This is a genomic window from Immundisolibacter sp., assembly GCF_041601295.1.
GTDB lineage: Bacteria > Pseudomonadota > Gammaproteobacteria > Immundisolibacterales > Immundisolibacteraceae > Immundisolibacter.
The window spans coordinates 1-11,898 of sequence record NZ_JBFIII010000091.1; the positions used below are offsets into that span (position 1 = coordinate 1).

14 protein-coding genes are annotated in these 11,898 nt (G+C 64.9%); 5 read left to right on the forward strand and 9 right to left on the reverse strand.

Features of this window, described 5'->3' with window-relative positions; genetic code table 11:
- From ABZF37_RS11405 to ABZF37_RS11415, 3 genes are all read left to right on the forward strand, one after another.
- Positions 1–1,188: DEAD/DEAH box helicase (locus ABZF37_RS11405; RefSeq protein WP_372719996.1), on the forward strand; the 1,188-nt coding region annotated here is incomplete at its 5' end.
- Between the two features lie 124 nt (positions 1,189–1,312).
- The gene (locus ABZF37_RS11410; RefSeq protein WP_372719998.1) at positions 1,313–1,783 is read left to right on the forward strand and encodes a hypothetical protein; all 471 of its coding nucleotides are present in this window, start codon (positions 1,313–1,315) and stop codon (positions 1,781–1,783) included.
- 148 nt (positions 1,784–1,931) lie between these two features.
- On the forward strand, positions 1,932–2,924 hold the full coding sequence (locus tag ABZF37_RS11415) for an amidohydrolase family protein (protein ID WP_372720000.1): 993 nt from the start codon (positions 1,932–1,934) through the stop codon (positions 2,922–2,924).
- Between the two features lie 108 nt (positions 2,925–3,032).
- Here ABZF37_RS11415 and ABZF37_RS11420 read toward each other — a convergent pair whose 3' ends face one another.
- The 9 genes from ABZF37_RS11420 to ABZF37_RS11460 all read right to left on the reverse strand — a co-directional run bounded on the left by ABZF37_RS11420 (position 3,033) and on the right by ABZF37_RS11460 (position 10,477).
- Positions 3,033–4,172: an amidohydrolase family protein gene (locus tag ABZF37_RS11420; RefSeq protein ID WP_372720002.1), complete on the reverse strand. Its 1,140-nt coding sequence runs from the start codon at positions 4,170–4,172 to the stop codon at positions 3,033–3,035.
- Between the two features lie 46 nt (positions 4,173–4,218).
- Positions 4,219–5,088, reverse strand: coding sequence for an SDR family oxidoreductase (locus tag ABZF37_RS11425; protein WP_372720004.1), 870 nt, complete (start codon positions 5,086–5,088; stop codon positions 4,219–4,221).
- Positions 5,089–5,197: 109 nt separating this feature from the next.
- The gene (locus ABZF37_RS11430) at positions 5,198–5,809 is read right to left on the reverse strand and encodes a glutathione S-transferase family protein (RefSeq protein WP_372720006.1); all 612 of its coding nucleotides are present in this window, start codon (positions 5,807–5,809) and stop codon (positions 5,198–5,200) included.
- Positions 5,806–6,282, reverse strand: coding sequence for a universal stress protein (locus tag ABZF37_RS11435; RefSeq protein WP_372720008.1), 477 nt, complete (start codon positions 6,280–6,282; stop codon positions 5,806–5,808). Before ABZF37_RS11435 ends, ABZF37_RS11430 begins: the two co-directional genes overlap by 4 nt.
- Positions 6,283–6,296: 14 nt before the next feature.
- The gene (locus tag ABZF37_RS11440; protein ID WP_372720010.1) at positions 6,297–7,091 is read right to left on the reverse strand and encodes an SDR family NAD(P)-dependent oxidoreductase; all 795 of its coding nucleotides are present in this window, start codon (positions 7,089–7,091) and stop codon (positions 6,297–6,299) included.
- Between the two features lie 105 nt (positions 7,092–7,196).
- Complete coding sequence (locus ABZF37_RS11445) at positions 7,197–7,778, reverse strand: hypothetical protein (RefSeq protein WP_372720012.1); 582 nt, start codon at positions 7,776–7,778, stop codon at positions 7,197–7,199.
- A gap of 109 nt (positions 7,779–7,887) precedes the next feature.
- Positions 7,888–8,391: an aromatic-ring-hydroxylating dioxygenase subunit beta gene (locus ABZF37_RS11450; RefSeq protein WP_372720014.1), complete on the reverse strand. Its 504-nt coding sequence runs from the start codon at positions 8,389–8,391 to the stop codon at positions 7,888–7,890.
- Complete coding sequence (locus ABZF37_RS11455) at positions 8,381–9,730, reverse strand: aromatic ring-hydroxylating dioxygenase subunit alpha (protein ID WP_372720016.1); 1,350 nt, start codon at positions 9,728–9,730, stop codon at positions 8,381–8,383. The genes ABZF37_RS11450 and ABZF37_RS11455 overlap by 11 nt, the downstream gene beginning before the upstream one ends.
- A 117-nt stretch (positions 9,731–9,847) precedes the next feature.
- Positions 9,848–10,477, reverse strand: a complete 630-nt coding sequence (locus ABZF37_RS11460; RefSeq protein ID WP_372720018.1) for an RNA polymerase sigma factor — start codon at positions 10,475–10,477, stop codon at positions 9,848–9,850.
- Between the two features lie 143 nt (positions 10,478–10,620).
- Here ABZF37_RS11460 and ABZF37_RS11465 point away from each other — a divergent pair, with 143 nt between their 5' ends.
- Entirely contained in the window at positions 10,621–10,884 is a 264-nt protein-coding gene (locus ABZF37_RS11465; protein WP_372720020.1) for a DUF2282 domain-containing protein, read from the forward strand.
- Between the two features lie 37 nt (positions 10,885–10,921).
- Positions 10,922–11,764, forward strand: a complete 843-nt coding sequence (locus tag ABZF37_RS11470; protein WP_372720022.1) for a DUF692 domain-containing protein — start codon at positions 10,922–10,924, stop codon at positions 11,762–11,764.
- Positions 11,765–11,898 lie beyond the last annotated feature (134 nt).

The window sequence follows — 11,898 nt, forward strand, 5'->3', positions numbered from 1 at the left end:
CTGTTGCAGAAGCTGAACGCCGGCACCCCGGCGAGCGCGAACCGCGTGCGCGCCCTGGTGCTCACGCCCACCCGCGAGCTGGCCCAACAGGTGGCGGACAACCTGAGGACCTACGGTCGCCATCTGTCGCTGCGCATCTTGGTTGCCTACGGCGGCACCAGCCTGAACCCGCAGATGATGGCGCTACGGCGCGGCGCCGATATTCTGGTCGCCACGCCGGGCCGGCTGCTGGATTTGTACGGGAAAAACGCGCTCAGATTCCACGAGCTGCAACTGCTGGTGCTCGACGAAGCCGACCGCATGCTCGACATGGGTTTCAGTCGCGAACTGCAGGAAATCCTGGCCCTGCTGCCGCGCCAACGCCAGACGCTGCTGTTCTCCGCCACTTTCTCCGACGCCATCCGCGAACTGGCCGCCGGGCTGCTGTACAAGCCCCAGCAGGTCGACGCCAGCCCGCGCAACACCACCGTCGGTACCGTCAAGCAGTGGCTGATCACGGTGGACAAGCAGCGCAAACTGGAGCTGTTCTGCCACCTGCTGCGCAAACGCCACTGGCCGCAGGTGCTGGTGTTCGCCAAGACCCGCAAACGGGTGGACGAGCTGGTGACCAGCCTGAAATACCAGAACATCGGTACCGATGCCATCCACGGCGACATCACCCAGGCCGGCCGCCTCGCGGCGCTCAGGCGCTTTCAGGCCGGTACCGTGCGGGTGTTGGTGGCGACTGACGTGGCCGCGCGGGGGCTCGACATCAGCGCCCTGCCGCTGGTGGTGAACCTCGACCTGCCCGTTGATGCGGAAGGCTATGTACACCGCGTCGGACGCACGGCGCGCGCCGGCGCGGCGGGCGAGGCGATCTCGCTGGTATGCGCGGACGAGGCGGTCCAGCTGAACGCCATCGAGACCCTGATCGGCAAACTGCTGCAGCGCCGGGAAATCCAGGGCTTCGAGCCCAAGCACGCGGTGCCCATCACTGGCCCCAACAAGCGTCCGCCCAGCCTGAAAGCGATGAGAAACGCCGGGAATAAAACGGGCGTCAAGAAAAAACGCGTGCGCGCCCCAAAGGGTGCTCCGGCCAGCAAGAAAAAACCCGGCGGCAAAAAGCCCGGTCCCAGGGGTCCATTGGGCCAGACGCTGGGCCAGAAGCAATGGATTCCGAAGCGGCACACCGTGGAGCCAACCGGCTAAGGAAGCGCAGCATAAATCCGTCCTGGATTTCTCAGCGCCCGGTTCACGGAAGCTGGTACCGGATTATGATTCAGGAGGGCCGTATGCCCTTTGCGCGCCAGGCACCTCAACCGGGAGAAAGACCATGTTCGACCGTCGCCACGCCCTACGGATCAGTTGCATCGTTACCCTCCTGCTGGCCGCTGCAAACGCCGCGGCAGGGCTGCCTGCTGATGAGCAGGCTGCCGTCTTCAAGGCCGCGGGTTTCGAGCGCGGTGCCGACGGCCGCTACATCCGCTGCCAGGAGGAAACACCGACCGCCTCCTACACCCCGGGGGCGATTGAGGAAGTGGACGTCAACGGCGACGGCCAGGCCGAGGCTTTGGTCACCGAGGGCAGCATGTTCTGCTACGGCTCACCGCATACGTTCTTCGGCCTGGTCGCCAAGGGTGCCGGTGGCTGGAAGTTGTTACTCGACGATGTGGGCATACCGGTGGTGCTGGAAACCCGGCACGGCGGCTGGGTGGACATCGAGGTCGGCGGCCCCGGGTTCGGGAAGTTCCCGGTCTGGCAGTGGGACGGCAGCGCCTACCAGCGCGTCACGCCAGCACAGTAATCGCGTTCCACGGGGTGGGCCGACCAAGCGCCGGCCGCCCCGCGTGCAGGCTTCCGGCACAGCGGCGGGCGCCGAATATCGACCGCGGATTGTCGCCGGATACGCTGCGCCCCTACACTGGCTGCACAACAACCCGAGGAGATGCCCCGTGAAGATTGACTGCTTTACCCACGTCATGCCGCAGCCGTACATCGACCGCTTCAGCAAGGCGGTCACCGGCTTTTATCTGGGCGACCTGCCGGCCAAGATTCCGGAGATGGTGGACCTGACGCCGCGCCTGGCGATGATGGACCGTCTCGGCATCGACCAGCAGGTGCTGACCATTGCCACACCACCGATCGAGGAAGTGGTGCAAGACCCCAAGCTGGCGGCCGAGCTTGCCACCGTCGCCAACGACGCCATCGCCGAGATGGCCGCCACGCGGCCGGATCGTTTTCTGGCCGTGGGCACCATTGCCATGAACAACATGGACGCGGCGCTGCGCGAGGCCGAGCGGGCGGTGAAGCAGCTTGGCATGAAGGGCATCCTGATCTACAGCAACTGCCAGGGCCGGGCCATCGACGCCGCCGAGTTCATGCCGTTTTATGCCCTGATGGCCGAGCTGGACCTGCCGATCTGGCTGCACCCGGCGCGCACCCCCATGCGCCCGGACTACGTGGACGAAGACAAGTCGATGTACGCCATGTGGCAGATCTTCGGCTGGCCCTTCGAGACCAGCATGGCGATGACCCGGCTGATTTTTTCCGGTGTGCTGGATCGCCATCCGGACCTGAAGATCATCACCCACCACGCCGGGGCCATGATTCCGTATTTCGACAAGCGCATCGAGTACGTGTACCCGCTGTTCGAGACACTCGGCCAGATGGGCGACGCTCTGGAACGCCTGCAAAAACCGCTGATCGAGTATTACCGCATGTTCTACAACGACACCGCGTTAATGGGCTCGATCGGCGGCATGCACGCAGCCTATGCGTTCTTTGGCGCCGACAAGCTGCTGTTTGGCACCGACACGCCATTCGATACCAAGGGCGGCGCGCTGTTTACCAGCGAAACCGTGCTCAGCATTGACGCACTGGCCATTCCGCCGGCCGAGAAAGCTGCCATCTACGCCGGCAACTTGAAGCGCCTGCTGAAGCTCTGACGCTCACCGCGAAATGCCCGGGCCGCAGCGATGCGCCCCGGGCCGGGCAAATCCGGCGAACCGCGCAGGCCCGGCGGGCGGGAATACCGCCAGCCCACCGGAAATGCATCAATGGGCGGCGGCCGGAAAACCGAACAGGGCGGCGACGTTGTCGTAGACGATCTTTTGCGTTTCAGCCGGCGGGCAATCGACAAAATCGCGCGCCACCTGGCGCCGCGAAAACGGCCACACGCCTTCGGTATGCGGGTAATCCGAGCCCCACATGATGTTGTTGATGCCAACGATGTCCCGCGTCCGCACACCGGCGCGGTCGTCCTCGAAGGTGGCGTAGAAATTGCGGTGGAAGTAATTGCTGGGCGCTTCTTCCAGGCGTGGCTTCATCCAGCCCTTGTGGTCGTTCCACCAGTGGTCCATCAGGTCGAGCACGGCGGCAATCCAGCCGATGCCGCCTTCCACCAGGGACCATTTCATATTCGGGAAACGCATCGGCGCGCCGCCCCAGATGACCAGATTCAGCGGCTCGGCGAGCTGCTGGAACTTGCCGCCGCAGATCAGTGAGCCGCTGGCGCCGGGGCCGCGGACATGCGCCGGGAAACTGGTCCCGCCCAGGTGAAAGGTGGCCACCACGCCCATCTCCTGCAAGCGTGCCCACAGCGTGTCCCACACCGGCTGGTTGTACGGCTGCTCGTTGTTGGTGGCCGGCAGCATGACCGCCGCCAGGCCCAGCTTGCCCATGGCGCGCTCGGCCTCGGCCACCGCCCACTCGATAGGCCCTTTGTTGGGAATCATGGCGGCGCCCTTCAGGCGCGTGGGATGCGCCGCACAAAACTCGGACAGCCAGTCGTTATAGGCGCGGCACACGGCGTACAGGTACTCAGCATCCGGTGTTTCGCACACGAACAGCCCCACGCCGGGGTAGATCACCTCGCCGGACACGCCGTCGACGTCCTGATCCTTCATGCGCTCGTCCGGATCCCAACCGCCGGGGCGGGTGTCCTCATAACGAAAGTCGGTGATCTTTGGAATCTCGACGCCGCGCGCCTTCAGGTCGATCATCGGCCCCTCGAAGGCCAACGGCCGGGGCTTGATGCCCTCCACCAGCATGCAGTCGCCCAAACCTTCGAGCGATTCAATACGCGGTGCGCGATCGCGCCATTTGGCATCGATGCGCTTCAGCCATAGATCGCGTGGCTCCACCACGTGCGAGTCGGCCGACAGCATCGGCCCCTGGTATAGCGGTTCGGACATGATCAGATCTCCTTGTTAAGCCGTGTTGAGATATACAGGCAATGCTTCAGGCCGGGTCGAAGTGAGCCGGACGCTCGCCGAGCCAGGTTTCGCCCCAAAAGCGCCCCCCGCCGTCCACGACCAGGGTTTCGCCAGTGACGAACTTGGCCGCCGGGCTGGCCAGGTAGGCGCAGGCCTCGGCGACGTCATGCACATCGCCCAGCGCGCGCATGGGGTTGGAGTTGTAAAACTGGTTCAGGCGCTCGGCCGGATACTGGCTGAATCCGCTGCTCTCGATGGCACCCGGCGCCACGCAGTTGATGCGGATGCGGTGTGGCGCCCACTCGACCGCCAGCGTACGGGCCAGGTTCATCACCGCCGCGCGGGCCGCGCTGGAATGCGCAATGGACGGCATGCCGCGGAAATTGTCGAGCACGATGCTCACCACATTACCCGGGTGATTGTGCTCCCGCCAGGCACACCCGGCAGCCTGGGTCACATGCCAGGTACCGTTCAAATTGGTGTCCACCACGGCGGCCCAGCCGCGCGGGCTCATGTCCATGGCCGGCTGCACAAACTGGCCACCGGCGTTGTTGATCAGCACATCGAGCCGGCCAAAGCGCTGCCAGGTGTGAGCGATCAGCGCCTGCACCTGGTCCGGGTCGCGGATGGTCATGGCTTGCGCGTCGGCATCGGCACCCAGTGCCCGCAGCAGAGCGAGCGTTCCCTGCAGCGGCTCCGGACGCCGACCACATATCATCACCGCCGCACCCAGACGCGCGAACAACACCGCGATGGCCTTGCCGATGCCCGTGCCACCGCCGGTAACCAGCACCACCTGGCCGGCAAAAAGATCCGGGCGGTAGACGGTCGCGACGCTCCGCAGCGCGTCATCGTCCAGCCCGAAGGACGTGCGGGCGGATAAATCGTCGAACACGGAGGTCTCCTGAAAAGGTCGCGGGGCCATCCGTGGCCGCACCCGGACTGAACGGGCGTTTGTTTATTCTAGCCGCAGTCGCGGCCTATAAAGGTGGCCACCGGACAAATCACGCCTGAGCGCTGGGCCGTGCCGATACCGCGGCGTGCCAGCGGGCCAGATGCGGCCGCTCACCAACGCGAATGCCACTGATGCGGCCAAAATCGATGCCGCACAGGGCCGTGATGTCGGCAATGGTGTACCGGTCCCCGGCAATGAACGACCGGCCGTCGGCAAGTTCCGCGTCCAGCCAATCCAGCCGCTTCAGGGAGTGCGCACGCGAGACCTCGCCGAACTCGGGAACCTGCGGGTGTTTGCCCTTGAAGAACGGATGGATATGCCGGAACACGTTGGCAATGGGCCACAACACCTCGAACTCCATGCGCCGGTTCCACATCTCCACCCGCGCCATATCCAGACCGGCCTCGCCGAACAGCGCCGGCCGCGGGTGCAGACTTTCAAAATAGCGACAGATCGCCACCGAATCGCACAGGTGAGTGCCGTCATCCAGTTCCAGCACCGGCACCTGGGCCAGCGGGTTACGCGCCAGGAACTCCGGCGTCAGGATGCCGTCGTCAGCGATGCCAACCGGCACGAACTCGACGTCCGTGACCCCTTTCTCGGCCAGAAATATGCGTACCCGGCGGGGATTTGGAGCAACGCGGTCTTCGTAGATTTTCATATGCTTGCCGCCGGCAAAACCAGCACCGCGCAGGGCGCGTGATGCACCACCTTGGCCGATACCGATGGGACGAATACGCGTTGCAGCAGCGAACGCGGCCGTGTTTCCAGCACGATCAGATCGACGCCATGCTCCTGGGCCAGGGCCACGACGCCGTCGCCCAGATCGTCGACCCGTGCCACGGCCTCGTGCGGCAGGTCACCGAGTTCTTCCTGAATGATGGCGCCCAGTTCACCCTCCATACGATCGCGAATCTGGTCGAGGCTCTCCAGCTTGAATCCGATCTGCTCCATGTGCCCCGGCTCGGACGACACGTAGGCCAGAATCAGCCGACTGCCGTGTTCACGCGCCATCTGGCCGCTAGCGCGCAGCGCCAGGCGCGCCGGACGATCGGCTGTCATCGGCACCATGATGGTTCTGGGAGCAAGCGGGTTGTGCATGGTCTTGTTCTCCTTGGCGGGGCGTTCAGTCACCCATGGGCTGGCCGTCATCCGGCCATCGAATAACCACCGCTGACCGACAGTACCTGCCCGGTAATATGTCCCGCCACCCGGTCGGAAGCGAGAAACAATGCGGCGTTGGCAATATCCCGTGGCTTACCAATTTTTTTCAGCGGCAAAGCCTTGGACACTTTTTCCAGTTGCTCGTCGGTAAACATGGCGCCCTTGTCCACCCACATGCTGCGCGCGCCCACCTCGGTCGGGTCGTCCGGGATGGTGACGCCCGGGCACACCACGTTGCAGCGCACGCCAAAGCGCCCGTTCTCGCGGGCGATGCTTTTCATGAAGCTGTTGACCGCTGCCTTGACGCCGCCGTAGACGGCCTCGCGCGCCTCGCCCTGGCGGCTGGCGTCCGAGCTGATCGACACGATCGCCCCACCGCCGGACGTGAGCATGCCGTCCAGGGCCGTTTTGGTGCAGTTCAACACCCCGACATAGTTGATGCGGATGATCTTGTCCCAGAACTCGGGCGTGGTCTCGGTAAAGAACATCAACTGATCCCAGCCTACGGCGTTGATCAATACCTTGACCGGCCCGTGCGCTGACTCGGCCGCCGCGAACAGGCGCTGCACCTGCGCCAGATCGGTCACATCAGTGGCCACCACCTGCGCTGGCACGCCCAGCGCCCGGGCTTCCTCGGCCACGCGCCCCCCCTGCTCGGCATCGATATCACCGATGGTGACCCGCGCCCCTTCGGCGGCGAAGCCAAGCGCAATCGCCCGGCCAATATTGGATGCCGCCCCGGTGACGATGACGCTGATTCCTGAATAGCCCAAGTCCACGCTGTTCTCCTCGGATGTTGGTGACGCTTTTGCAGTGTCTTGCATGGCGCTCGCCGCGGCAAGATGTGACGGGGCCAACAGCGCCTGGGCTCCCGGTGTCTTCGTTCAGTTCCGACCCAGGTCACGGCGCAGGATCGGCAGCTCCCGTTGGTAGGATTCGGCATCGCCATAGGCGACGAAATGGTGGTACTGACGATGAGGCGAAGCCGCCGAGGTGGCGTGACGTACCGGGCACCAGTACTGTTCGGTGCGTCCGGCCACCTCGCGCGCATAGGCCAGCAGCCCGTTGCCGTAGGCGCAGTAATGGCAGTTGAGCTTCTCGACCAGGTTCAAATAGCCGAGACGGTGCCGATCGAAGCGAAAATAATCGGCCCGCCGCACGCGCTCGATACCCCAGGCCCGAAAACACACCTGCTGGTAGACCGTAAACGCCAGGTCCAGCATCAGCAGCGGCACGATCAGCGCGTAAACCAGGGGCGCGGTGAGCAGATGCGCAGCCCGCGCGCCCAGAATGTAGGGCAGCAAGCCCCGGCGCAGCTCCCGCTGGCGGGCGCGTACTTCGGATCGGAACCGCTCCCGGCCGTTGGCCATGCGTTCGCTGAGCTGGGCACGCAGGCGTTGCGCCTCGGCCTCAAGGTCGTCCTCCAGCAGCCGCACGCGGGCACGCAATTCGTCGAAGCGGGACATGGGGTTCAACCTGGTTGGCGATCGGGCCGGCGAGTGTCCCGCAACACGCACAAAAAAAGCCTGGCCAGCGGGTGCTGGCCAGGCTTTCTGGGCCCGCAATTGATGCCAGTCAGACGTTGAACACATCCATCTGGCGCGGAATGATGTCGTTACACACCACGATGTACTTCTCGCGCACCAGTAACGCCTCGCCCTGCCGTGCCAGCCGATAGCGGTAGTGGCCAAAGAACATGTCGGTGCGCTGCTCCTCGTGCTTGTAGGTGTTGACCTGGAAATTGGCCGTGGCGATGACCTCCTCGGCGCCCGCCTCACGGACCCGAATGTTGGTAACGAAGTGCCGCGTACGCGGCAGGCGCAGCAGCGACGACGACAGCCCGGACTCGATGCGCCACACCCGATCGGCCAATCGCGCCCGGTTGCCGCAATAAATCAGCGAGATTTCGCCGCGCGGATTGTCGATCAGCACGTCGTCGTCGTCCCAGGACGGCGCCCAGTACACGGCGTCTTCCAGATACAGTGCCAGCCAGTCGTGCCAGCGGCGGTCGTCCAGGCAATCGGCCTCTTCCAGCAGCAGTTCGGTGACTGCCTCACGTAGCTCAGGGTCAGGCCGCATGGCGCTTGGCCTCCTCGCGGCGCAGACCATCGGTCATCAGCTTCAGCCAGTGCCGGTACTCGCCGTGGTACAGCGTTTCGTCGGCAAAGCGGCTGGCGCTGACCAGCGGCTCGAAGCCCAATTCACGCGCCGGCTCGTCGGCACCGACGATGCGCCGCTTCATGCCGCGGTCGAAGTCCTGCCACTCGGCATTACGCCCGGCATAGCCGCTCTGGCAGGCATCGAACTCGGTCAGGTCGTCCGGCGTGGCGATGCCGCTGGCGCCGTAGAAGTCCTCGTACTGGCGTACCCGCCGCTCGCGGGCCTCGATCGACTCACCCTTGGGCCCCACGCAATAGGCGTGTACCTCGGTCTCGTCCGCCGCCACCGGCCGCCACGAACGCAGCTGGGTAGAAATGCCATCGAACAGAATGACGTTGGGGTAGATCAGCACCTGGCGCAGGCGACCGGCCATCCACTTGGCGTGTAGCGGACCGACGCGCTCCTCCAGCGAGTCGTACTGCATGCCCAGGGCGCGATCGCGGAAGTTCGGAACGTCCGACCAGATCATGACGTGGCCGTTGCCCAGGTCGTAGTTGCCGTTCAGGGTGTTGTGCAGGTCGACCTTGATCGCCTTGACGTTATCCACGCCGCCGGCCGCAGCTGCCTGCTTGGCACGCTCCTGCGCCAGACGGAAGTAGGACGCGTGCACGATATCGACGTGGTAGCCGTCGACACCGTTCTCGGCCTGCATCTTCCAGTTACCGCGATGAGTGTAGACCGAGTGCCCGCGCAGGACTTCCAGACCGTCGACCGACTGGTTGGCGAACAGCTCCAGGAACGGCGCCGCCGCCGCCAGGTGGGTCTTGATGTCCGGCACGTCCGGATTCAGGCTGGCGAAGATGAAGCCATGGTAGCTGGCCACGTGCGGCACCGGCGTCAGGCCGTAATCCTCCTTGCTCCAGTCGTCCGGGTAGGCGCCGCCGGCCTCGTCCTTGACGTCCAGCAGCTTGCCGTCGTTGTCATAAACCCAGCCATGGTAGTGGCAGGCCCAGCGCTTGGCGTTGCCCTTGGCCTTGCGGCAGATCATGGCACCGCGGTGGGAGCAGGCGTTGATGAAGCCGCGCAGCTGCCCGTCGGCGCCACGGCTGATGACAACCGGCTGACGACCGATGACGGTGGTCAGAAAATCGTTCGGGTTCGGCATCTGGCTGTCGTGGCCGATGTATATCCAGGTCGCTTCCCATACGTGCTTGATCTCAAGCTCGAACAGGTCTTTATCGGTATACAGCGAGCGATGGACCTTGAAGGTCTCACCGGGCTTGTCGACGATTCGCCAGGCGATGTCCTGAATGCGCATGGGGGCCTCCGTGCTACGAGAAGGAATGGTGCTGACCGTACGATCGGCGCAAGTGGCCATGATAGGCCACCTCGCGCCCGCTTTCGAGAAATCCGGGCGGACTTCAGGTCAAGGCTTTCAAGGCACCTCAGCCGCGACGCCGTTCTGGTAACTGGCGACAGCCTCGCGCAGACGTGACCGGCCGCGATGCAGGAGGACCCGCGCGTTGGCCTGTGTCACGCCGAGCACCGCGCACAAGGCATCCATGTCCAGCCCCTCGACATCGCGCAGCGTCACGGCACTGCGCTGCGGCGGCGGCAGTTGTTCCAGCGCCTGCTGGAGCACCCCACGCAACTGCTCGCCCGCGAGCAGGGCTTCGGGTGTTTCCTCGTGCCAGGGCTGCGGCGGCGCCTGCCAGTGGCCCCGGTTGTCGAAGCGATCTGCTGGCTGTGCCAGCACGTCGTCGTCCCAGCCATCGCCAATCAACAACTCGCGCCCGCTGCGGCGCAAACGCGACAAGGCCGTGTGGCGCACGATGGTCAGCAGCCAGGTCTTCAGGCTCGCCCGCGCCTCGAAACCCGAAAGACCCCGCAGCACGGCGACCCAGGTGTCCTGCACGACTTCCTCGGCGCTGCCCCAATCCAGCATGGCACGCGCCAGGCGCAGCATGCTCGGCTGGTAACTCGCTACGGCCTGGCGATAGGCCTGCTGATCGCCCGCCAGCAGGCGGCGTATCAGCTCCGCCTCGGTATGTTTGTCTAGCGGCACGGCTTATCGGTTCGGGGCTGTCAACAATGAGCCTGGGCACTGTAACAAAGCACCCGCTCGGGCGTTCAATGCACAGCTGCCCATTTGCTGGGCGGCCTGTTCGTAATTGAAGTTACTGAACGTGAACCAACAGGAGACCGACCATGCGTGACCACAACACCCTCGCCCGCAGTGCCGTCGCCGCCTTGCTGGCGCTAGGCCTTGCCGGCGGCGCGGCCAGCGTCGCCGCCGCCGATATGGAAAAGTGCTACGGCGTTGCCAAGGCAGGCAAGAATGACTGCCAGACCGCCAACTCGTCCTGCGCCGGTACCGCCAAGGAAGACCGCATGGCGGATGCCTTCATCGCCCTGCCCAAGGGCAGCTGCGACAAGATCGCCGGCGGCACAACCAAGGCCCCCGGCCAATAAGGCGATGGGACGCAGTCCCGGCGCCAGCGTATGCCCGATGCCGGCAGCAGCCGGCATCGGGCTGCGGCCCGCGCACTATCGGGAACTGCTCACGCAGCGTCCGGCGCTGGCCTTTGTCGAGGTCCACAGCGAGAACTATTTCGGCGCCGGTGGCCCACCGCTGCATTACCTGGAGCAGGCCCGTGACCTGTATCCGCTGAGCCTGCACGGGGTTGGCCTGTCCCTGGGCTCGGCCACGCCTTTCACCGAGCACCTGCGCCACCTGAAACGCCTGATCGGCCGCTTTTCACCGGCGCTGGTGTCGGATCACCTGTGCTGGGGCGCAAGCGGTGATGTGCACCTGAACGAACTGCTGCCCCTGCCATATACCGAAGAAGTGCTCGCGCTGGTCACGGCGCGGGTCATTGAGGTTCAGGACACCCTGGGCCGTCAGATTCTGGTCGAGAACGTGTCCACCTACCTGCAATACGCGCACTCGACGATTTCCGACGCCCAGTTTCTCGCGGAACTGGCCGAGCGCGCCGACTGCGGCATCCTGCTCGACGTCAACAACCTGTACGTGAATGCCCGCAACCACGGCTGGGACCCGGCCGAATACCTGGCCGACCTGCCCGCGCAGCGCGTGTGGCAACTGCACCTGGCCGGCCACAGCAGCCGCCGCTTCGGCGAAGTGGAACTGACCATCGACACCCACGACGCACCGGTGTCAGAGCCCGTATGGGCCTTGTACGCGCAGGTTCTGGAACACATCGGGCCGCGACCGACCCTGATCGAATGGGACGCCAATCTGCCCCCGCTTGACACCTTGTGCGCGGAAGCCGCCCGCGCGCAGATGCAGCTCGATTCCACCGCGGAGACAGCCCATGCCCTCGCTGGCTGAGTTGCAAACGGCATTTGCCGGCGCGGTCCTGAACCACACCGCCGGCATCGAGACTTTTGTCAGCGGCAACGGCCTCGACCCGGCGCAGCGCGTGCAGGTATATCGCAACGCCGTGCGCATCCGTCTGAAGGAAG